32 protein-coding genes are annotated in these 20,167 nt (G+C 67.6%); 27 read left to right on the top strand and 5 right to left on the bottom strand.

What is annotated here, in order from left to right:
• The first annotated feature begins 122 nt into the window (after positions 1-122).
• The 23 genes from rplP to HY68_RS06920 all read left to right on the top strand — a co-directional run bounded on the left by rplP (position 123) and on the right by HY68_RS06920 (position 13,518).
• Positions 123-542 carry a 50S ribosomal protein L16 gene (gene rplP / locus HY68_RS07030; RefSeq protein ID WP_041985730.1) on the top strand — a complete coding sequence of 140 codons (420 nt, stop codon included), beginning with the start codon at positions 123-125 and terminating at the stop codon, positions 540-542.
• Positions 542-766 (top strand): 50S ribosomal protein L29, encoded by a 225-nt coding sequence (rpmC, locus tag HY68_RS07025; RefSeq protein WP_041985727.1) that lies wholly within the window; start codon positions 542-544, stop codon positions 764-766. The genes rplP and rpmC overlap by 1 nt, the downstream gene beginning before the upstream one ends.
• Entirely contained in the window at positions 766-1,053 is a 288-nt protein-coding gene (gene rpsQ, locus HY68_RS07020) for a 30S ribosomal protein S17 (protein ID WP_041985724.1), read from the top strand. Before rpmC ends, rpsQ begins: the two co-directional genes overlap by 1 nt.
• Before the next feature lie 117 nt (positions 1,054-1,170).
• Complete coding sequence (rplN, locus tag HY68_RS07015; protein WP_041985720.1) at positions 1,171-1,539, top strand: 50S ribosomal protein L14; 369 nt, start codon at positions 1,171-1,173, stop codon at positions 1,537-1,539.
• Positions 1,540-1,541: 2 nt separating this feature from the next.
• The gene (gene rplX / locus HY68_RS07010; RefSeq protein WP_041985718.1) at positions 1,542-1,865 is read left to right on the top strand and encodes a 50S ribosomal protein L24; all 324 of its coding nucleotides are present in this window, start codon (positions 1,542-1,544) and stop codon (positions 1,863-1,865) included.
• Positions 1,865-2,425 carry a 50S ribosomal protein L5 gene (gene rplE / locus HY68_RS07005; protein ID WP_041985714.1) on the top strand — a complete coding sequence of 187 codons (561 nt, stop codon included), beginning with the start codon at positions 1,865-1,867 and terminating at the stop codon, positions 2,423-2,425. Before rplX ends, rplE begins: the two co-directional genes overlap by 1 nt.
• A 2-nt stretch (positions 2,426-2,427) precedes the next feature.
• The gene (locus HY68_RS07000; RefSeq protein ID WP_003948630.1) at positions 2,428-2,613 is read left to right on the top strand and encodes a type Z 30S ribosomal protein S14; all 186 of its coding nucleotides are present in this window, start codon (positions 2,428-2,430) and stop codon (positions 2,611-2,613) included.
• 209 nt (positions 2,614-2,822) lie between these two features.
• Positions 2,823-3,221 carry a 30S ribosomal protein S8 gene (gene rpsH / locus HY68_RS06995; RefSeq protein WP_041985707.1) on the top strand — a complete coding sequence of 133 codons (399 nt, stop codon included), beginning with the start codon at positions 2,823-2,825 and terminating at the stop codon, positions 3,219-3,221.
• Between the two features lie 24 nt (positions 3,222-3,245).
• On the top strand, positions 3,246-3,785 hold the full coding sequence (rplF, locus tag HY68_RS06990; protein WP_041985705.1) for a 50S ribosomal protein L6: 540 nt from the start codon (positions 3,246-3,248) through the stop codon (positions 3,783-3,785).
• 3 nt (positions 3,786-3,788) lie between these two features.
• The gene (gene rplR, locus HY68_RS06985) at positions 3,789-4,172 is read left to right on the top strand and encodes a 50S ribosomal protein L18 (RefSeq protein WP_041985701.1); all 384 of its coding nucleotides are present in this window, start codon (positions 3,789-3,791) and stop codon (positions 4,170-4,172) included.
• A 46-nt stretch (positions 4,173-4,218) separates the two neighbouring features.
• Positions 4,219-4,824, top strand: coding sequence for a 30S ribosomal protein S5 (gene rpsE, locus HY68_RS06980; RefSeq protein WP_041985700.1), 606 nt, complete (start codon positions 4,219-4,221; stop codon positions 4,822-4,824).
• Positions 4,824-5,006 (top strand): 50S ribosomal protein L30, encoded by a 183-nt coding sequence (rpmD, locus tag HY68_RS06975; RefSeq protein ID WP_041985698.1) that lies wholly within the window; start codon positions 4,824-4,826, stop codon positions 5,004-5,006. The genes rpsE and rpmD overlap by 1 nt, the downstream gene beginning before the upstream one ends.
• Position 5,007: 1 nt before the next feature.
• The gene (gene rplO, locus HY68_RS06970; RefSeq protein ID WP_041985696.1) at positions 5,008-5,463 is read left to right on the top strand and encodes a 50S ribosomal protein L15; all 456 of its coding nucleotides are present in this window, start codon (positions 5,008-5,010) and stop codon (positions 5,461-5,463) included.
• A gap of 226 nt (positions 5,464-5,689) precedes the next feature.
• Entirely contained in the window at positions 5,690-7,009 is a 1,320-nt protein-coding gene (secY, locus tag HY68_RS06965) for a preprotein translocase subunit SecY (RefSeq protein ID WP_041985693.1), read from the top strand.
• Positions 7,009-7,671 carry an adenylate kinase gene (locus HY68_RS06960; protein WP_041985691.1) on the top strand — a complete coding sequence of 221 codons (663 nt, stop codon included), beginning with the start codon at positions 7,009-7,011 and terminating at the stop codon, positions 7,669-7,671. The genes secY and HY68_RS06960 overlap by 1 nt, the downstream gene beginning before the upstream one ends.
• Before the next feature lie 135 nt (positions 7,672-7,806).
• A complete protein-coding gene (map, locus tag HY68_RS06955) occupies positions 7,807-8,643 on the top strand; it encodes a type I methionyl aminopeptidase (protein ID WP_041985688.1) in 837 nt (278 codons plus the stop codon).
• Between the two features lie 176 nt (positions 8,644-8,819).
• Positions 8,820-9,041 (top strand): translation initiation factor IF-1, encoded by a 222-nt coding sequence (infA, locus tag HY68_RS06950; RefSeq protein WP_014047798.1) that lies wholly within the window; start codon positions 8,820-8,822, stop codon positions 9,039-9,041.
• 55 nt (positions 9,042-9,096) lie between these two features.
• Positions 9,097-9,210, top strand: coding sequence for a 50S ribosomal protein L36 (gene rpmJ / locus HY68_RS06945; protein ID WP_003956441.1), 114 nt, complete (start codon positions 9,097-9,099; stop codon positions 9,208-9,210).
• A 200-nt stretch (positions 9,211-9,410) separates the two neighbouring features.
• Positions 9,411-9,791, top strand: coding sequence for a 30S ribosomal protein S13 (rpsM, locus tag HY68_RS06940; protein ID WP_041985677.1), 381 nt, complete (start codon positions 9,411-9,413; stop codon positions 9,789-9,791).
• 67 nt (positions 9,792-9,858) lie between these two features.
• Positions 9,859-10,263: a 30S ribosomal protein S11 gene (gene rpsK, locus HY68_RS06935; protein WP_003956432.1), complete on the top strand. Its 405-nt coding sequence runs from the start codon at positions 9,859-9,861 to the stop codon at positions 10,261-10,263.
• 162 nt (positions 10,264-10,425) lie between these two features.
• Complete coding sequence (locus HY68_RS06930; protein WP_003956430.1) at positions 10,426-11,448, top strand: DNA-directed RNA polymerase subunit alpha; 1,023 nt, start codon at positions 10,426-10,428, stop codon at positions 11,446-11,448.
• 89 nt (positions 11,449-11,537) lie between these two features.
• Positions 11,538-12,056 (top strand): 50S ribosomal protein L17, encoded by a 519-nt coding sequence (gene rplQ, locus HY68_RS06925; RefSeq protein ID WP_041985673.1) that lies wholly within the window; start codon positions 11,538-11,540, stop codon positions 12,054-12,056.
• 217 nt (positions 12,057-12,273) lie between these two features.
• Positions 12,274-13,518, top strand: coding sequence for an MFS transporter (locus HY68_RS06920; protein ID WP_041985671.1), 1,245 nt, complete (start codon positions 12,274-12,276; stop codon positions 13,516-13,518).
• On the opposite strand, the gene HY68_RS06915 is transcribed toward HY68_RS06920, so the two are convergent.
• Entirely contained in the window at positions 13,460-13,822 is a 363-nt protein-coding gene (locus HY68_RS06915; protein ID WP_041985668.1) for a hypothetical protein, read from the bottom strand. The two genes, HY68_RS06920 and HY68_RS06915, sit on opposite strands and share 59 nt — an antisense overlap.
• 227 nt (positions 13,823-14,049) lie before the next feature.
• Here HY68_RS06915 and HY68_RS06910 point away from each other — a divergent pair, with 227 nt between their 5' ends.
• A complete protein-coding gene (locus HY68_RS06910; protein WP_052457035.1) occupies positions 14,050-15,228 on the top strand; it encodes a methyltransferase domain-containing protein in 1,179 nt (392 codons plus the stop codon).
• Positions 15,229-15,279: 51 nt separating this feature from the next.
• Positions 15,280-16,158: a tRNA pseudouridine(38-40) synthase TruA gene (gene truA, locus HY68_RS06905; RefSeq protein ID WP_041985666.1), complete on the top strand. Its 879-nt coding sequence runs from the start codon at positions 15,280-15,282 to the stop codon at positions 16,156-16,158.
• Between the two features lie 28 nt (positions 16,159-16,186).
• Here the strand turns inward: truA and HY68_RS06900 are convergent, their stop codons facing one another.
• Entirely contained in the window at positions 16,187-16,849 is a 663-nt protein-coding gene (locus tag HY68_RS06900) for an alpha/beta fold hydrolase (protein ID WP_241778489.1), read from the bottom strand.
• A gap of 166 nt (positions 16,850-17,015) precedes the next feature.
• Here HY68_RS06900 and HY68_RS06895 point away from each other — a divergent pair, with 166 nt between their 5' ends.
• Positions 17,016-17,483: an SAM-dependent methyltransferase gene (locus HY68_RS06895; protein WP_041985662.1), complete on the top strand. Its 468-nt coding sequence runs from the start codon at positions 17,016-17,018 to the stop codon at positions 17,481-17,483.
• A gap of 43 nt (positions 17,484-17,526) precedes the next feature.
• Here the strand turns inward: HY68_RS06895 and HY68_RS06890 are convergent, their stop codons facing one another.
• Together HY68_RS06890 and HY68_RS06885 are read right to left on the bottom strand one after the other, a co-directional pair.
• The gene (locus tag HY68_RS06890) at positions 17,527-17,727 is read right to left on the bottom strand and encodes a DUF397 domain-containing protein (RefSeq protein ID WP_041985659.1); all 201 of its coding nucleotides are present in this window, start codon (positions 17,725-17,727) and stop codon (positions 17,527-17,529) included.
• Positions 17,727-18,545: a helix-turn-helix transcriptional regulator gene (locus HY68_RS06885; protein WP_041985657.1), complete on the bottom strand. Its 819-nt coding sequence runs from the start codon at positions 18,543-18,545 to the stop codon at positions 17,727-17,729. Before HY68_RS06885 ends, HY68_RS06890 begins: the two co-directional genes overlap by 1 nt.
• Before the next feature lie 112 nt (positions 18,546-18,657).
• Here HY68_RS06885 and HY68_RS06880 point away from each other — a divergent pair, with 112 nt between their 5' ends.
• Positions 18,658-19,065, top strand: coding sequence for an ATP-binding protein (locus tag HY68_RS06880; protein ID WP_041985656.1), 408 nt, complete (start codon positions 18,658-18,660; stop codon positions 19,063-19,065).
• Here the strand turns inward: HY68_RS06880 and HY68_RS06875 are convergent.
• Complete coding sequence (locus HY68_RS06875; RefSeq protein ID WP_041985654.1) at positions 19,060-19,959, bottom strand: hypothetical protein; 900 nt, start codon at positions 19,957-19,959, stop codon at positions 19,060-19,062. The two genes, HY68_RS06880 and HY68_RS06875, sit on opposite strands and share 6 nt — an antisense overlap.
• Positions 19,960-20,167: the final 208 nt, after the last annotated feature.

Here is a 20,167-nt window from a genome sequence, read left to right as displayed (position 1 = left end):
GGCCGCGGTGGCCGCAAGCCGCAGGGCGCTCCCGCGACCGAGGCCCCCAAGGCCGAGGCCGCCGCAGCTCCCGCCGCGGAGGCGACGCCCACTTCTACCGGCGGATCGGAGGCCTGACCGACATGCTGATCCCCCGTAGGGTCAAGCACCGTAAGCAGCACCACCCCAGCCGCAGTGGCAAGTCCAAGGGTGGTACGGCGGTTTCGTTCGGCGAGTACGGCATCCAGGCGCTGACCCCGGCGTACGTGACGAACCGTCAGATCGAGGCCGCGCGTATCGCGATGACCCGCCACATCAAGCGTGGCGGCAAGGTCTGGATCAACATCTACCCGGACCGTCCCATCACGAAGAAGCCCGCCGAGACCCGCATGGGTTCCGGTAAGGGTTCGCCCGAGTGGTGGATCGCGAACGTCAAGCCCGGTCGGGTGATGTTCGAACTGTCCTACCCGAACGAGAAGATTGCGCGTGAGGCGCTTACCCGCGCTGCTCACAAGCTTCCGATGAAGTGCCGGATTGTTCGGCGCGAGGCAGGTGAGTCGTGATGGCGGCCGGTACCCAGGCATCCGAGCTGCGCGAGCTGGGCAGCGAGGAGCTTGTTGGCAAGCTCCGCGAGGCCAAGGAAGAGCTGTTCAACCTCCGCTTCCAGGCGGCGACGGGACAGCTCGAGAACCATGGTCGGCTGAAGGCCGTCCGTAAGGACATCGCGCGGATCTACACCCTGATGCGTGAGCGCGAGCTGGGCATCGAGACGGTGGAGAGCGCCTGATGACTGAGAGCAACGTGACCGACAACAACACGGCCGCACGCGGCGACCGCAAGACCCGTGAGGGCCTTGTCGTCAGCGACAAGATGGACAAGACCGTCGTCGTCGCTGTCGAGGACCGCGTGAAGCACGCCCTGTACGGCAAGGTCATCCGCCGTACGAACAAGCTCAAGGCGCACGACGAGCAGAACGCCGCCGGCATCGGCGACCGCGTCCTCCTGATGGAGACCCGGCCGCTGTCCGCCACGAAGCGCTGGCGCATCGTCGAGATCCTCGAGAAGGCCAAGTAGTTCCAAGGCAGTAATCCCTCCGGGGGCATTCCCCCGGAGCAGTTCCGCCAGGCTCGGCGAGGTCCGTGAGTCACTCACGGACCTCGCCGGGAACCGGCAGACGATCAGGAGATAGACGTGATCCAGCAGGAGTCGCGACTGCGTGTCGCCGACAACACTGGTGCCAAGGAGATCCTTTGCATCCGTGTTCTCGGTGGCTCGGGTCGCCGCTACGCGGGCGTCGGTGACGTCATCGTCGCCACCGTCAAGGACGCGATCCCCGGTGGCAACGTGAAGAAGGGTGACGTCGTCAAGGCGGTCATCGTTCGCACCGTGAAGGAGCGCCGTCGTCCGGACGGTTCGTACATCCGCTTCGACGAGAACGCCGCCGTCATTCTGAAGAACGACGGCGACCCTCGCGGCACCCGTATCTTCGGCCCGGTCGGCCGTGAGCTGCGCGAGAAGAAGTTCATGAAGATCATCTCGCTCGCGCCGGAGGTGCTGTAAGCATGAAGATCAAGAAGGGCGACCTGGTTCAGGTCATCACCGGTAAGGACAAGGGCAAGCAGGGCAAGGTCATCGTGGCCTACCCCGAGCGTGACCGTGTTCTGGTCGAGGGTGTCAACCGGGTCAAGAAGCACACCAAGGCCGGTCAGACGGCCCGCGGTTCGCAGACCGGCGGCATTGTCACCACCGAGGCCCCCATCCACATCAGCAACGTTCAGCTGGTCGTGGAGAAGGACGGCAAGAAGGTCGTCACGCGCGTCGGCTACCGCTTTGACGACGAGGGCAACAAGATCCGCGTTGCCAAGCGGACCGGTGAGGACATCTGATGACGACCACCACCACTTCGCCGCGTCTGAAGACGCGCTACCGCGAAGAGATCGCCGGCAAGCTGCGTGACCAGTTCAAGTACGAGAACGTCATGCAGGTCCCCGGTCTTGTGAAGATCGTGGTCAACATGGGTGTGGGCGACGCCGCCCGCGACTCCAAGCTGATCGAGGGCGCCATCCGCGACCTCACCACGATCACCGGTCAGAAGCCGGCCGTCACCAAGGCCCGGAAGTCCATCGCGCAGTTCAAGCTGCGCGAGGGTCAGCCGATCGGTTGCCACGTCACACTCCGTGGCGACCGCATGTGGGAGTTCCTGGACCGTACGCTGTCGCTCGCGCTGCCGCGTATCCGTGACTTCCGCGGTCTGTCGCCGAAGCAGTTCGACGGCCGTGGCAACTACACCTTCGGTCTCACGGAGCAGGTCATGTTCCACGAGATCGACCAGGACAAGATCGACCGGGTCCGGGGCATGGACATCACCGTGGTCACCACGGCGACCAACGACGACGAGGGTCGTGCCCTCCTTCGTCACCTCGGCTTCCCGTTCAAGGAGAACTGACCGTGGCGAAGAAGGCTCTGATCGCTAAGGCCGCCCGTAAGCCGAAGTTCGGCGTGCGCGGTTACACCCGCTGCCAGCGCTGCGGCCGGCCCCACTCCGTCTACCGCAAGTTCGGCCTCTGCCGTGTGTGCCTTCGTGAGATGGCCCACCGCGGCGAGCTGCCGGGCGTGACCAAGAGCTCCTGGTAATCCCTTTTCTGGGATTTCCCGAAGCTCTCGGTAAGTAATTGGTTGGCGGGAGCCCACCCCCAAATGCCGTAGGCTAGTGGGGTTGGGCGCCCGCCGTCCCAAACGACTTACTACGCCGTAGGTCCCCGCACCGCACCCGTCCCGGCTCTGATCGGGGAGAGGGATGGCGCATACAGGAAACCCCGGCGAGAGAGGCCGAAGGCCAATACATGACCATGACTGATCCCATCGCAGACATGCTCACGCGTCTGCGTAACGCGAACTCGGCATACCACGACGACGTCGTGATGCCGCACAGCAAGATCAAGTCGCACATCGCGGAGATCCTCCAGCAGGAGGGCTTCATCACCGGCTGGAAGGTCGAGGACGCCGAAGTCGGCAAGAACCTCGTCCTGGAGCTGAAGTTCGGCCCGAACCGTGAACGTTCGATCGCCGGCATCAAGCGCATCTCCAAGCCGGGTCTGCGTGTGTACGCGAAGTCCACGAGTCTGCCGAAGGTTCTCGGCGGCCTGGGCGTGGCGATCATCTCCACGTCCCACGGTCTCCTGACCGGCCAGCAGGCCAGCAAGAAGGGCGTAGGTGGGGAAGTCCTCGCCTACGTCTGGTAGTCGGGAACGGAGGAGGAAAAGCTCATGTCGCGAATCGGCAAGCTCCCCATCCAGGTTCCCGCCGGTGTGGACGTCACCATCGATGGCCGTACGGTCGCTGTGAAGGGCCCCAAGGGTTCCCTCACGCACACTGTTGCGGCACCGATCGAGGTCACCAAGGGCGATGACGGCATCATCTCGGTGCTGCGCCCCAACGACGAGCGTCAGAACAAGGCCCTCCACGGCCTGTCTCGCACGCTGGTGGCGAACATGATCACCGGCGTGACCACGGGATACGTCAAGGCGCTCGAAATCAGTGGCGTTGGTTACCGTGTCCAGGCGAAGGGCTCCAACTTGGAGTTCGCGCTTGGCTACAGCCACCCGATCCTCATCGAGGCCCCTGAGGGCATCACCTTCAAGGTCGAGAACCCGACGAAGTTCTCCGTCGAGGGCATCGACAAGCAGAAGGTCGGCGAGGTCGCCGCCAAAATCCGCAAGCTGCGGAAGCCTGACCCGTACAAGGCCAAGGGTGTCAGGTACGCGGGCGAGGTCATCCGCCGCAAGGTCGGAAAGGCTGGTAAGTAAGCCATGGCATACGGTGTGAAGATCGCCAAGGGCAAGGCCTACAAGGCCGCTGCCATCAAGCGCCGTCACATTCGCGTCCGCAAGAGGGTGTCGGGCACGCAGGAGCGCCCCCGCCTCGTCGTGACGCGTTCCAACCGCCACATGGTGGCTCAGGTCGTGGACGACATCGCGGGCCACACGCTCGCTTCGGCGTCGACACTGGACACTTCGATCCGCGGCACCGAGGGCGACAAGAGCGCCCAGGCGAAGCAGGTCGGGGCCCTGGTCGCCGAGCGCGCCAAGGCCGCCGGTATCGAGGCTGTCGTCTTCGACCGTGGTGGCAACCAGTACGCCGGGCGGATTGCCGCTCTGGCTGACGCCGCCCGCGAAGCCGGGCTGAAGTTCTGAGCCCCGGTTCCTACGCAAAGCGGACGTAACAGAGAGAGGTAAACAAATGCCTGGACCCCAGCGCCGCGGAAGCGGTGCCGGTGGCGGCGAGCGGCGGGACCGGAAGGGCCGTGACGGCGGCGCGTCTGCCGCCGAGAAGACCGCGTACGTTGAGCGCGTCGTCGCGATCAACCGCGTCGCCAAGGTTGTCAAGGGTGGTCGTCGCTTCAGCTTCACCGCGCTCGTCGTGGTGGGTGACGGTGACGGCACCGTGGGTGTCGGTTACGGCAAGGCCAAGGAGGTGCCGGCCGCCATCGCCAAGGGTGTTGAGGAGGCCAAGAAGCACTTCTTCAAGGTCCCCCGTATCCAGGGCACCATCCCGCACCCGATCCAGGGTGAGAAGGCCGCGGGCGTCGTCCTGCTGAAGCCTGCTTCCCCCGGTACCGGCGTTATCGCCGGTGGTCCGGTGCGTGCCGTGCTCGAGTGCGCCGGCGTCCACGACATCCTGTCGAAGTCGCTCGGTTCCTCGAACCCCATCAACATCGTGCACGCGACCGTGGCGGCCCTCCAGGGCCTGCAGCGTCCTGAGGAGATCGCGGCCCGCCGCGGTCTGCCCCTCGAGGACGTCGCCCCCGCGGCTCTGCTCCGTGCGCGTGCGGGAGCGGGTGCGTAATGGCTCGCCTCAAGATCACGCAGACGAAGTCGTACATCGGCAGCAAGCAGAACCACCGCGACACCCTGCGTTCGCTCGGGCTCAAGCGCCTGAACGACGTGGTTGTCAAGGAGGACCGTCCCGAGTTCCGCGGCATGGCGAACACCGTGCGGCACCTCGTCACGGTCGAGGAGGTCGACTGACATGGCGGAGAACAACCCGCTGAAGGTCCACAACCTCCGGCCTGCCCCGGGCGCCAAGACCGCCAAGACCCGTGTGGGTCGTGGTGAGGCGTCCAAGGGTAAGACCGCAGGTCGTGGCACCAAGGGCACCAAGGCCCGTTACCAGGTTCCGGCGCGCTTCGAGGGTGGGCAGATGCCCCTCCACATGCGTCTGCCGAAGCTCAAGGGCTTCAAGAACCCGTTCCGTACCGAGTATCAGGTCGTCAACCTGGACAAGCTCGGCGCTCTCTACCCCGAGGGCGGCGAGGTCACGGTGGCCGATCTGATCACCAAGGGCGCGGTTCGCAAGAACAGCCTCGTCAAGGTCCTGGGCCAGGGCGAGATCTCCGTGGCGCTGCAGGTTTCGGTTGACGCCGTCTCCGGCTCCGCCAAGGAGAAGATTGCCGCCGCCGGCGGCACCGTCACCGAGCTCGTCTGAGACATTTCGGACACGTCGGTGGATTGATTCAACCAGCCGGGGATGCCTCTACTAAGGGGGCATCCCCGGTTGGTCGTTGGTTGGCCGTTCCACCTGAAGCACTGCCGCCGGTATGGTGGCGTTGCATTGCTGCTGCATTACACCGAGGGTTCTCTCTCGGACCGTATCCGTCGATCCTCAATACCGTCACCTCTGACGCAGTAGCGCGGGGGTCGCAGGAGGCACCGTGCTCACCGCGTTCGCCCGGGCGTTCAGGACGCCCGACCTGCGCAAGAAGCTGCTCTTCACACTCGGCATGATCGTGCTGTACCGGCTCGGGGCGCACATCCCCGTCCCCGGTGTCAGCTACACGAACGTCCAGACGTGTGTCGACGCGGCCCAGAAGGGCAACAACAGCCTGTTCGGTCTGGTGAACATGTTCAGCGGCGGGGCACTGCTGCAGATCACGATCTTCGCGCTCGGCATCATGCCGTACATCACAGCGAGCATCATTCTGCAGCTGCTGACCGTGGTCATCCCCAGGCTGGAAGCCCTCAAGAAGGAGGGCTCCTCAGGTCAGACGAAGATCACGCAGTACACGCGTTATCTGACCGTGGCCCTCGCCATCCTGCAGGGCACCGGCCTCGTCGCCACCGCCCGCAGCGGAGCGCTCTTCAGCGGCTGCCCGGTCGCTTCGGAGATCGTCCCCGACCAGTCGATCTTCACCACCGTCGTGATGGTGGTCACCATGACCGCCGGTACCTGCGCCGTCATGTGGCTCGGTGAGCTCATCACCGACAAGGGCATCGGCAACGGCATGTCGATCCTCATGTTCATCTCGATCGCCGCCGGCTTCCCCGGTTCGCTCTGGGCCATCAAGCAGAGCGGTCACCTGGCCAAGGGCTGGATCGAGTTCGGGACGGTCATCCTCATCGGCTTCGTGATGGTCGGGCTCGTGGTCTTCGTCGAACAGGCGCAGCGCCGCATCCCCGTGCAGTACGCGAAGCGCATGATCGGCCGCAGGTCGTACGGCGGTACGTCGACCTACATCCCGCTCAAGGTCAACCAGGCGGGTGTGATCCCCGTCATCTTCGCCTCGTCGCTGCTCTACATCCCGGCGCTGGTCGCGCAGTTCTCCAACTCGCAGTCGGGCTGGAAGACCTGGATCGAGGGCCACTTCGTCAAGGGCGACCACCCGTACTACATCGTCACGTACTTCCTGTTGATCGTGTTCTTCGCCTTCTTCTACGTGGCGATCTCGTTCAACCCTGAAGAAGTCGCTGACAACATGAAGAAGTATGGTGGCTTCATCCCGGGTATCCGGGCGGGCCGGCCCACCGCCGAGTACCTGAGCTACGTGCTCAACAGGATCACTTGGCCAGGCTCGCTGTACCTGGGACTGATCGCTCTTGTGCCGACACTGGCGTTGGCAGGCTACGGCGGTGCGAACCAGAACTTCCCGTTCGGCGGGACGAGCATCCTGATCATCGTGGGTGTGGGTCTGGAGACCGTGAAGCAGATCGAGAGCCAGCTTCAGCAGCGCAATTACGAAGGGTTCCTCCGCTGATGCGAATCGTCCTCGTCGGACCGCCCGGTGCCGGCAAGGGAACGCAGGCCGCGTACCTTGCCAAGAACCTCTCGATCCCGCACATTTCCACGGGCGACCTCTTCCGTGCCAACATCAGTCAGGGCACGGACCTGGGCAAACAGGCGAAATCGTTCATGGACGAGGGCAAGCTGGTCCCCGACGAGGTCACGATCGCCATGGCGCAGGACCGGATGAAGCAGCCGGACGCCGTCAACGGCTTCCTGCTGGACGGCTTCCCGCGCAACGTGTCGCAGGCGAAGGCACTGGACGCGGCGCTCGCCGCCGACGGTGTGAAGCTCGACGCGGTGCTCGACCTGGAGGTCCCCGAGGACGAGGTCGTGAAGCGGATCGCCGGCCGGCGGGTCTGCCGTAACGACAGCTCGCACGTCTTCCACGTCACCTACAGCCCCCCGAAGCGCGAGGGCGTGTGTGACGAGTGCGGCGGCGAGCTGTACCAGCGGGACGACGACTCCGAGGAGACCGTCCGGACCCGTCTTGAGGTCTACCACACGCAGACCGAGCCGATCATCGACCACTACAGGTCCCAGGGCCTCGTGATCACGATCTCCGCGCTCGGCAAGGTCACCGAGGTGACCGACCGCGCGATGGAGGCGCTCCGGCGCGACGACGAGGCCGCGTAGCGCCTCCGGCGAGTGTGTGCGGTGTGCAGTTCAGAGTGACGTTACGGCCGCGGTGTCCCCGGACGCCGCGGCCGTACTGTTGAGTACGGATCGTTGAGTCACGGATCGTCCGAGTCAGGTGGAAGGCGCACAACCATGGTGCAGATCAAGACCCCCGAGCAGATCGCGAAGATGCGCGAGGCGGGGCTGGTCGTCGCCGCTGTGCACGCGGCCACGGCCGAGGCCGCGGTTCCGGGTGCCACCACGAAGGACCTCGACCTGGTCGCCCGCAAGGTGCTCGCCGATCATGACGCGAAGCCGAACTTCCTCGGGTACGGCGGCTTCCCCGCGACGATCTGCACGTCCGTGAACGAGGTCGTGGTGCACGGCATCCCGGACGACAAGACCGTCCTCAAGGACGGTGACATCATCTCCATCGACGCCGGCGCGATCGTGGACGGCTGGCACGGCGACGCCGCCTTCACCGCGTTCGTCGGCGAGGGCCACGCGCCCGAGCTGGTCGAGCTGTCCCGGGTGACCGAGGAGTCGATGTGGGCGGGCATCGCCGCGATGCGCAACGGCGCCCGGCTGGTCGACGTGTCGCGCGCGATCGAGACGTACATCCGCCGCCAGCCGCGGCCCGGCGGCGGCAAGTACGGGATCGTCGAGGACTACGGCGGCCACGGCATCGGCACCGAGATGCACATGGACCCGCACCTGCTGAACTATGTCTCCCGCAAGCGCGGCAAGGGCCCCAAGCTGATCCCCGGCTTCTGCCTCGCGATCGAGCCGATGGTCTCGCTCGGCACCCCGCACACCGAGGTGCTGGCGGACGAGTGGACGGTCATCACGACCGACGGCACCTGGTCATCGCACTGGGAGCACTCGATCGCGCTGACCGAGGAGGGCCCGCTGGTGCTGACCGCCCCCGACGGCGGCAAGGCGAAGCTGGCCGAGCTGGGCGTGACCGCCGCGCCGGACCCGCTGGCCTGATGTGCGCGTTGCTTAAAAATCTCTGGTAGTGGGCACACTTCTCGGATTCGTCTTTTCGAGGGTGCTGTCGTAGACTGACGCGTCGGCTCTGGTGTATCCGTGTGTCCGCATGCAGCAACGCATGAGGATGCCGAGTGGCCGGAGTCGATCAAGGTAGCCGATTCGAAGGGCGAAGCGTGGCCAAGAAGCAAGGTGCCATCGAAATTGAGGGCACCGTGATCGAGTCCCTCCCGAATGCCATGTTCAGGGTGGAGCTCCAGAACGGTCACAAGGTCCTCGCGCACATCAGCGGCAAGATGCGGATGCACTACATCCGGATCCTTCCCGATGACCGGGTCGTGGTGGAGCTGTCTCCGTACGACCTGACGCGTGGCCGGATCGTCTACCGATACAAGTAGATCTTGCCGCCGCCCGTTCTTGGGCGTTGGCACTGACCCGGAGAACCTCAATCCCATGAAGGTCAAGCCGAGCGTCAAGAAGATCTGCGACAAGTGCAAGGTGATCCGCCGTCACGGTCGGGTCATGGTCATCTGCGACAACCTGCGCCACAAGCAGCGCCAGGGCTGACGCACGACCCCCTGCCTTACCGCAGTACTTCGCGCGACGCGAGCAATCGTAATCACGCAGTGTCCGACATAGAGCACACCTGGTGTGCGAATGCCGACACCTCCGGCGGAGGCCGGAGACCCGACCGCAGTCGCTGTGAAGCTCCTGCGGACACCGGGACCGACACTGCGGAAGACCTCCGAAATCATCAGGAGCCATGAATGGCACGCCTCGCAGGCGTTGACCTCCCGCGCGAAAAGCGCGTCGAGGTCGCCCTCACGTACGTCTTCGGTATCGGGCGCACCCGGTCCAAGGAGACGCTCGCCGCCACGGGAGTCAGCCCCGACGTCCGCGTCCGCGACCTTGCCGAGGAAGACCTCGTCAAGATCCGCGAGTACGTCGACGCCAACCTCAAGACCGAGGGTGACCTCCGTCGTGAGGTCGCCGCCGACATCCGCCGCAAGGTGGAGATCGGCTGCTACCAGGGTCTTCGGCACCGTCGTGGCCTGCCGGTGCACGGTCAGCGCACCAGCACGAACGCTCGTACCCGCAAGGGTCCGCGTCGCGCCATCGCCGGCAAGAAGAAGCCGGGCAAGAAGTAGTCCTCAGCCGGACGCTTATCAGCGGTCTTCGCTGTAGGACCGACCACCTCCACGCAGGAGTAAAGACATGCCTCCGAAGGGCCGTCAGGGCGCAGCCAAGAAGGTGCGCCGCAAGGAAAAGAAGAACGTCGCTCACGGGCACGCCCACATCAAGAGCACGTTCAACAACACCATCGTCTCGATCACCGACCCCTCGGGCAACGTGATCTCCTGGGCCTCCGCCGGCCACGTCGGCTTCAAGGGTTCGCGTAAGTCCACCCCCTTCGCCGCGCAGATGGCCGCCGAGTCGGCCGCCCGTCGCGCGCAGGAGCACGGCATGCGCAAGGTCGACGTCTTCGTCAAGGGCCCCGGCTCCGGCCGTGAGACCGCGATCCGCTCCCTCCAGGCCACCGGCCTTGAGGTGGGTTCGATCCAGGACGTCACCCCCACCCCGCACAACGGCTGCCGTCCGCCCAAGCGCCGCCGCGTCTGAGGCCCGGTTGTCTCGCACGCCTTGAGTGTCCGGGCGGTACGGCTCGTAAGGGCCGTGCCGCCCGTACCCTTGAGACTGTGCAGTGGGTTTTGGCTGCACGGTGAGTTTGAGCAGTACTGAAGGACGTCAAATAGCGGGCGTCCCCAAAAGAAGGAATCACGCATGCTTATCGCTCAGCGTCCGTCGCTGACCGAAGAGGTCGTCGACGAATACCGCTCCCGGTTCGTCATCGAGCCGCTGGAGCCGGGTTTCGGTTACACGCTCGGTAACTCCCTCCGCCGTACGCTCCTCTCCTCGATCCCCGGTGCCGCTGTCACCAGCATCCGGATCGACGGAGTCCTGCACGAGTTCACCACCGTGCCGGGCGTCAAGGAGGACGTGACCGACCTCATCCTCAACATCAAGCAGCTGGTCGTCTCCTCGGAGCACGACGAGCCGGTCGTGATGTACCTGCGCAAGCAGGGTCCCGGCCTGGTCACCGCCGCCGACATCGCGCCCCCGGCCGGTGTCGAGGTGCACAACCCGGACCTCGTCCTCGCCACGCTCAACGGCAAGGGCAAGCTGGAGATGGAGCTGACCGTCGAGCGCGGTCGCGGCTACGTCTCCGCCGTCCAGAACAAGCAGGTGGGCCAGGAGATCGGCCGGATCCCGGTCGACTCCATCTACTCGCCGGTGCTCAAGGTCACGTACAAGGTCGAGGCGACCCGTGTCGAGCAGCGCACCGACTTCGACAAGCTGATCGTCGACGTCGAGACCAAGCAGGCCATGCGGCCGCGCGACGCCATGGCGTCCGCCGGTAAGACGCTGGTCGAGCTGTTCGGTCTGGCGCGCGAGCTCAACATCGACGCCGAGGGCATCGACATGGGCCCGTCGCCGACGGACGCGGCGCTCGCCGCCGATCTCGCCCTGCCGATCGAGGAGCTTGAGCTCACCGTTCGGTCGTACAACTGCCTCAAGCGCGAGGGCATCCACTCCGTGGGTGAGCTCGTGGCGCGTTCCGAGGCCGACCTGCTCGACATCCGCAACTTCGGTGCGAAGTCGATCGACGAGGTCAAGGCGAAGCTGGCCGGCATGGGCCTGGCGCTCAAGGACAGCCCGCCCGGATTCGACCCGACCGCCGCCGCCGACGCCTTCGGCGCCGACGACGACGCGGACGCGGGTTTCGTGGAGACCGAGCAGTACTGAGCAGTCCCTCGAATTTCCCGGGGCGGCCGCTCCGGGGGAACTGACATCGGTACCTGATACGGCCGGTGCAGATATGAAGGAGTAACACCATGCCTCAGCCCGCCAAGGGTGCCCGTCTGGGCGGCAGCGGCGCGCACGAGAAGCTTCTCCTCGCGAACCTCGCGAAGTCGCTCTTCGAGCACGGCCGTATCACCACCACCGAGGCGAAGGCCCGCCGTGTGCGGCCCGTCGCCGAGCGTCTGATCACCAAGGCGAAGCGGGGCGACATCCACAACCGTCGCCAGGTGCTGCAGTCGATCACCGACAAGTCGGTCGTGCACACCCTCTTCACCGAGATCGCGCCGCGGTACGAGAACCGCCCCGGTGGCTACACCCGCATCACCAAGATCGGCAACCGTCGTGGCGACAACGCCCCGATGGCGGTCATCGAGCTGGTCGAGGCCCTGACCGTGGCGCAGGCTGCCACCGGTGAGGCCGAGGCGGCGACGAAGCGCGCGGTCAAGGAGGACGCCCTGAAGAAGGACGCCCCCGCCGAGACCGTCGAGGACGCGAAGCCGGTCGAGGACGCGAAGCCCGCGGAAGCGGCTGACGAGTCCAAGGACGCCTGACGTCCGAAGAACGGGCCCGCTCCCTTTGGGGGGCGGGCCCGTTCTTGTGTTTGAATGACGCAACCGTACGAGAGTTGCGGACTACGAGAGACAGATATTTCTGCCCGGTGACGGAGTCGGCGTGGGGTGTGTGTCCCCGCTCCACGCCAGAACTGGACGGTTCCAGGCGACGCCCCCGAATGGGCGGCGCCCCGCCGGGCAGCGAAGAGGATACGCCGTGTCGTCGGCGCCTTATCGTCAGCTGCTGCGCACTCCTGGTGCAGCGGCCTTCTTCCTGACCGCCACAGCGGGCCGCATCGGCATCGCGATGACCAGCCTCGGCATCGTCTGGCTGGTGCACGGCCGGACGGACTCCTATGCCACGGCCGGGTTGGTGAGCGGCGGGTTCGCCGTCGCCGAGGCCCTGGCCGGGCCCCAACTGGCGCGGCTCATCGACCACTTCGGCCAGACCCGGGTACTGCCGCCCGCCCTGCTCGCCCACGCGGGGGCCGTAACGGCGCTGCTGGCGCTGGTCGCCGGCGGCAGCCCGGCCTGGCTCATGACGGCCGGCGGGGCGTTGGCCGGCGCCACGATCCCGCAGCTGGGCGCGCTGTCATCCGCCCGCTGGGTGGCGCTGCTGGGCGAGAAGCGGCCGGCGGAGCTGCCCAGCGCCTTCGCGCTGGAGTCGCTGAGCAACGCACTCGGCTACCTGGCGGGGCCGACCCTGGTCAGCGCGCTCGGAGCGGCCGGGCATCCGGCGCTGGGCACCGTACTGGCGGCGGCCTTGGTGGTGGCCGGGGGAGGGGCGTTCGCCGCGCAGCGCGGTACGGCGCCGCCGCCTGTGCGGTCGGTGGCGTCCGGGTCGGCCGTGGGACCGGGCAGCTCGCTGCTGCGGCCCGCGTTCGCTGTGCTGGTGGGGCTCAACCTCGCCATCGGCGTGTACTTCGGCGCCGTACAGGTGTCCGTGACGTCCTTCGCGACCGAGCACCACGCGGCAGCCACGGCGGCACCGATCTTCGCGGTGTCGAGCGGCAGCGGGCTGCTGGCCGGGTGGCTGTACGGGCTACGGCGCTGGCGTACCCCGCCCCGTACGCAACTGGCCGTGGCCACGGCCGTGTTGGCGCTCGGCAGCCTGCTACTGCTCGCGGCGGGCTCGCCGTTGGCGCTGGGCTCCGTGGTCGTACTCACCGGCGCGGCTGTGCCGCCCGTCCTGGTGCTGCTGTCGGTCCTGGCCGAATCCGCCGTCCACCGGGCCGTTCTGACGCAGGGTTTCACCTGGCTCAACTCGGCCAGCGCGGCGGGGGCCGCGGGTGCGGCGGCGGTGTCCGGCCGGGCGGTGGACACCTTCGGCGCGCAGGGCGGCTTCGCGATCGGGGCTGCGGCGACCACGACGATGGCGGCGCTGGCCGTCGCCGCCCTGCGGGTCAGATCCCGGGACCGTAGCCGGGGTCCAGCTGCTTCCGGGGGGTCCACCACTCGGTGAGCCCCCACACGGCGAACGCGAGCGAGGCCAGCGCCACGAGCACGGCGACCCAGGGCCGTTGGCCCCAGCGGGTGGCCAACGCCCAGGTGCAGAGCGGGACCAGGGCGCCGCCGAGCACGATGAGCGGCAGGTCGATGAAGAGCACGCTCAGATCGCGCGCGTGCCCCTCGAACCCCCCGTCGACACTGACGGCGGCCTGCGGCGCCCAGACAACCGGCGCGACCGCCGCCCCCACCCCGGCAAGCAGACACCCGGCCCCACCGCCGCCCCGCTCCGGGCGCGCACCCGTGCTTCCCTCGTCCATGCCCGCAAGGGACGCGCGGGGGCGGGTACGCGGTTCCGGGGCGCTAGCTCGCGCTCCGTGCGCCCCCTGCCTGACCGGCTCCCATGTGGCTAACGTGGGGGTCCGACCAGCCCCTCCTCACGGAAGCACGCCATGGGCAAGCACGGCGGCAAACCTGACAACGCGGAAAGCGACGGGCACAAGCCTGACAGGCCGATCCCGCCTCCACCGCCCAAGAAGCCGTGAGCGTGACCGGTTCGGCCGGCTCCGGCGGTTCGGCCGCTCTGACCGCCCTGCTCAAGGCCGGCGGTCATCTCCCGGACGGCTGGGCTGCCGCATTTCTCGACGTCGACCGGGCCCGGTACATCCCCGACCGGATCTGGCTGCGCGACGACGACGGCTACCGGCCCGTCGACCGGACCCGCGCCTCCGACCGGTGGGAGGCCGCCGTCCACGGGGATGTGCCGGTCGTCGTGCGGGTCGACACCCCGGACGCTGACGTGGCCCGCGTACCGACGTCGTCGGCGTCGATGCCTCGGATGGTCGCCGGCATGCTGGCCGCGCTCGACGTCCGTGACGGGCAGCGGGTCCTGGAGGTGGGCACCGGCACGGGGTACAACGCGGCCCTGCTCTGCCACCGGCTCGGTGACAGCCAGGTGACCAGCATCGAGATCGACCCAGTGCTCGCCGAAGCCGCGCGTGCCCGGCTGGCAGCCGCCGGGTGGAAGCCGACGCTGGCCACCGGCGACGGCGCGGCCGGTCTGCCGGGCCGGGCTCCGTACGACCGGGTCGTCGTGACGTGCGCCTTGGCGGACGTCCCGTACCCGCTGGTCGAGCAGACCGCTCCCGGCGGGATCGTCGTGGCCCCGTGGGGCACGGGCCTCTACAACGGCGTCCTGGTGCGCCTGACCGTGGCGGACGGGGACGAGGGGCCAGTCGCTTCGGGCCCGGTGATCGGAGATTCCGCGTTCATGTGGATGCGGCGGGACGTGACCGCCGAGCCGCCGGCACGTCGGGACGTCATGGACTGCGTCCATGACCAGGAGCTGGCAGCCACCTCGCGCGGCCCGCTGGACCCCCGCTACGTGCTGGGCGTGGACGACGCCGCGTTCGCCGTCGGTGTCGCCTGCCCGACCGTGCGGTACTCGGTCGGGCACGGCCCGGACGGAGAGTTCACCCTCTGGCTGGCCGACACCGGCACCGACTCGTGGGCGTCCGTGGACTACGAGCCCGAGGCGAGCGAGTTCGAGATCCAGCAGTTCGGGCCCCGCCGGGTGTGGGACGAGATGACGGACGCGTACGAGGCGTGGCAGCACGCGGGAGCGCCCGCACGGACCCGCTACGGGCTCGATGTCGGCCCGGGCGGCCGGACGACGGTCTGGCTCGACGAGCCGGCCAACCCGGTCGCCGGAGCACGGCGGAGCTGACGCCCGGCGGCTGCGGACCGGGCCGCTGCGGCGGCCTGGGAGGATGGGTCGGTGAGCGAAGAGAACGAGGGCGCGGCGGCCGGGCATGTGCGGGTGCGGCTGGATCTGTCGTACGACGGCAAGGACTTCTCCGGCTGGGCGAAACAGACCACCCGGCGCACGGTGCAGGGCGAGATCGAGGACGCGCTGCGCACGGTGACGCGGTCGGCGCGTACGTACGAGCTGACCGTGGCCGGGCGTACGGACGCCGGCGTGCACGCGCGCGGGCAGGTGGCGCATGTGGACCTGCCGGACGAGGTGTGGGCCGAGCACGGCGACAAACTCGTCAGACGCCTCGCCGGGCGCCTGCCGCACGACGTACGGGTGTGGAGTGTCGCCGAGGCCCCGGCGGGCTTCAACGCCCGCTTCGCGGCCGTCTGGAGGCGGTACGCGTACCGCGTCACGGACAACCCCGGCGGAGTCGACCCGCTGCTGCGCGGCCATGTCCTCTGGCACGACTGGGCACTTGACGTCGACGCGATGAACGCCGCGTCGGCGGGCCTGGTCGGCGAGCACGACTTCGCCGCGTACTGCAAGCGCCGCGAGGGCGCGACGACGATCCGTACGCTCCAGCGGCTGGAGTGGGTGCGCGGCGACGACGGCATCATCACCGCGACCGTGCGGGCCGACGCCTTCTGCCACAACATGGTGCGCTCCCTGGTCGGCGCGCTGCTGTTCGTCGGCGACGGCCACCGCGGCGTCGACTGGCCCGCGAAGGTGCTCGCCGCGGGCGTCCGCGATTCGGCGGTCCACGTCGTACGCCCGCACGGCCTCACGCTGGAGGAAGTCGGCTACCCGGCCGACGAGTTGCTGCTGTCCCGCAGCCGCGAGGCCCGCAACAAGCGCACCCTGCCGGGGGTTTCGGGCGGCGGCGACGGGTGCTGCGGCTAGCCGCCAGGTGGTCGGCGCGCCGTAGCTGTCAAGCAGCACCGGCGGTCAGTTCACGGAGGTGCCGGGCGGTGCCGGCGGGGTCGACGATCTGGTGCAGATGCGCGCCGGGCAGATGGGCGACCCGCCAGCCGCGTTCGCGCGCGTCGGTGGCCACGGCGTCGTACGGGGGGCCGAACAGCAGGTAGGAACAGGGGTGGTCGTCCCAGCCGGCAGGGACGGGGACGCGCTGCTCGTAGTAGGACAGCGGCAGCCTGGGCTGTTCGGCGACGACCTTCCGCCGCATGGCCGGATCGGCGAACATCGGCGCGATGTCAGCCTCGTCCCACCAGTCGGTCCAGCGCGGCAGCGTCCCGTTCACCGCCATGGGACGGAGGAACTCCACCAGCTCGGGCGGGGCGACGGGGGTCGGTCCGGTGCGGGCCGGCAGCGCGGCGTCGACGAAGACCGAACCGGTCACCGGATGGGCGAGGACCGAGCGGATCGACGGCAGGAACAGACCCGCGTTGCTGTGCGCCACCAGGACGAGTGGCTGGTCCGTCGGGATCCCCCCGAGCCCGTCACGGACGGCGTCGGCGATCCGAGGCCAGAACGGTGGTTCACCGGCGCCCACGTGCAGCAGGGACGGCACCCGCACCTGGTGTCCCGCCGCGGTCAGTTCCTCGGCCACCGGGTGCCAGGTGGAAGGACCCACCGACGGACTGTGCACGAGAACGAAGACTGGCTGCATAGGGGCATCCTGCCGCCACGCGTCGGCGGTCGGGCACTGCCTCTGCTGATGGCGAAACCGTACGGGTTTCTGCCTCGGGTGCGGTGAGTACGGACCGCACGAGAGCCTTGGTCTCCGGTAGAACCTTGCTATGCCCAGCTTCGAGATCACACCGATAGGCACGGTCCGGAACAACCGGACGGACGTCCAGCACACGGACAACTGGGGCGCCGTCCGCAGCACGATCACCGTCGACGAGCGCTTCGGTGACGCCTGCCTCCAAGGCCTGGAGGGCTTCTCCCACGTGGAGGTCCTCTTCGTCTTCGACCAGTTCCCCGAAGACGACGACTACCGCGAACCCCGCCCCTACCGCGGCCGCTCCGACCTCCCGCCCGTCGGTGTCTTCGCCGGCCGGGGTCCCCGTAGACCGAACCGCATCGGAGTGACGTGCTGCGCCATCGAATCCGTCAACGGCCGCGAACTGACGGTGGTGGGCCTCGACGCGGTCTCGGGCACCCCGGTCATCGACCTGAAGCCGACGATGGCGGAGTTCCGCGCGGCACACACCGAGCAGCCGGAGTGGGTGACCCGCATGATGTCGGAGTACTTCCAGCCGTGACCGGCCTCGCCAACCGGCGTTGAGGCCGCCGTCCAGGCGAGCCTTACGCGTGCCTGGTGAAGGCGGCCCAGGTGGTGGGGGAGAGGGTGAGCGTGGGGCCGTCCGGGTTCTTGGAGTCACGGACGTGGATGGTGGTGGGGTGGGCGGCGACGCAGTTGCCGTCCCAGTGGTGAGCGACTTCGAGGCAGTTGCCGCCCTCGTCGTTGCTGTAGCTGGACTTGAACCATGTCAGTGCGACGCTCATTACTCTCCCAGCCGGTCCAGCAGGCTCTTCGTGTCTTCGGCGTTGAGAGCCTGCGTCCGCAGCATTGCATATTTGCGGGCGAGGATGCTGTTTTCTTTCGGGTCGGAGACGTGCTGGCTTCCCCGAGGGGTTTCGCAGTAACCGACGAGCTGATTCTCAGGTGTCTCCAACAGGACGTACGCGCCGCTCAGAGCCGCGTGGCTGCGTACGTTCAGTGGCAGGACCTGAATGGTGAGGCACGGGAGATCGGCACACTCGCGGAGGTGTGCAATCTGCTCCACGTAGTCCGCATCGGTGCTCAGACGCATCGACAGCACCGGCTCCCAGATGACAAAGCTGACTGTCGGAGGCTCCTTGCGCTGAAAGATGACTTGCCGGTCCATACGGATCGTTGTCTGCGCGGCCAACTCGTCCTCATCGAATGCTGGGACGCGATTGCTGAGCACAGAACGTGCATAGTTCTCGGTTTGGAGCAGGCCGGGCAGTACTTGGTTCTCGTACGAGGACAGCGTGATCGCCTCGCTCTCCATCTCCACGTATTCGGCTGCCCACTCCGGAATCATGTCTACGTCCGGCAGGTGCTCCAGAGCTGCTGCCAGGGCTCCCTTCGTGCCTAGCAAGTCATCCAGCAGAGCCGCCTGATCAGTCTTCAGCAACCTTCTCCCCTGCTCGATTGAGGCCACTGTCTCCACGCTCATCAGCGCTGCATCGGCCAGCGACTCCTGGGTGTATCCGGCCAACCTGCGGAAGTGGGCGAGCTGGGCGCCCAGCATCTTCATCGCCGACCCGTTGCGGTTGCGGCGTTTCCTTGGCTGCATAAGGGCGAACTCCCCACGGACGTGCGTACATCCACCATGCGGAACCCGTACAAAAAATCTGTACGACCTCGCTCACTGCCAGAGACTAGTCACTCTCCGCGACCCTCGTACCGTGAACACACATACCGAATTCGCGTCCGTCAGAGAACGCTTCTACCGGCGGGAACGCCGATCCGTGCCCGCCGCGCGGCGGTTCGCCGCCGCTGCTCTTGAGGTGTGGGAGCTGACGTCGTACGCCGATCAAGTGTTGCTCTGTGTGAGCGAGTTGTGCACCAACGCGCTGGTGCACGGCGTACCGCCGGGGCGCGGTTTTCGGCTGTTTCTGCGGTGGGACGGGGACGTGCTCACCGTCGAGGTGCATGACAGCGGGGACGGTGCGCCGAAGGAGGGGCATCCCGACGGCGGCGACGAGACGGGGCGCGGGCTGATGCTTGTTTCCGCGCTCGCCGACGAGTGGGGGGTGGGGGAACGGAACCCCGGCAAGATCGTGTGGTGTTCGTGGGGCCGGCCGCGGCTATGAGATGGGGGCCGTCGCCGCCGCTGATGCCTGCATCTCGCCGCGCTGGACGATCTGCTGGAACGTGAACTGGGCGAGGTCGTCACTGATGGCGAAGACGTCTTTGTCGGCCTTCGTCACGTTCTTGCGGTTGGTGAAGCCGCTGACGGTGAAGTAGACGTACCGGCCGTAGGAGTTGGTCGTCTTCCTGCATACCGCGCCGGCCCGGCAGTAGGTCGGGACGCCCGCGCCGGAGAGGGAGGCGATGCCGTCCCTGGCCTCGGACTTCGCCTTGAGGGCCTGCGCTTCCTTGTTGAAGACCGCGACGCCGACCGTCACTGCCACGCCGCCCTTGTGGTACGTGGCGCGGATGACCTGGTCGCAGCTGTTGGAGGCGAGGATCGAGCCGAGGGCGCCCTGGGCCGCTGCCGCGCAGTTGGTGGTGCGGGCGGTGGCGGCCTTCAGGTAGACGTGGTTGCCGGGCATCGTCAACTTGGCGCCGGGGAAGAGGGTTTCGGCGCTGAGCGGGGCCTTGTCCTTGTCCGCGCTGTCGATGAAGTCCTTCGGGGTCGGCGGTGCCTGCGGGGCGACCGAGGAGAAGGACGGCTCGGGCTCGTCGCCGCCGCCCGGCAGGGCGGAGTCCGGGGGGAGGGTGGTGGCGGCCGTCTCCGAGGCGTTGGACGCGTGTGCGTCGCTGCCGTTGCTCGTGGACACAACGGCGGTCGCCACGATGGCGGCTATCGCGGCGGTCGCGAGCACACCGCCGCCCGCGAGCAGCCACCGCTTACGCCGGGCACGCGCGGCGGAGGCGTCAGCCAGCGCTGCCCAGTCCGGTGTGTTGCGGTCCTGCGACCCGTACGGTCTCTGTCCTGGTGCCCCAGGACCGCCCCACTGGGGTCCCCCTTGCCCAAAGCTCATAGCGCGCAGTTTAGACCCCAAGAGTGAAGGCCCAAGTCGCTGCTGTAGCCATCAAAATGGGGCTGATAGCGGGGCAGGTGCGGGTCAGTACCAAGCAGTAGAGAGGGCGGACCGGGAAGTCAGGCGAGCGGAGGGCCGCCCCTTTCTGTTGAGTGTCGCGGCTCCGGTCCGGGCGTCAAGGGCGCTCCTTCGTCGCGTCGCTTCGCGA

Origin of the sequence: Streptomyces sp. AcH 505, from assembly GCF_000818175.1 — a bacterium.
Classification (GTDB): domain Bacteria; phylum Actinomycetota; class Actinomycetes; order Streptomycetales; family Streptomycetaceae; genus Streptomyces.
This window is presented reverse-complemented; position numbering and strand designations above follow the sequence as displayed.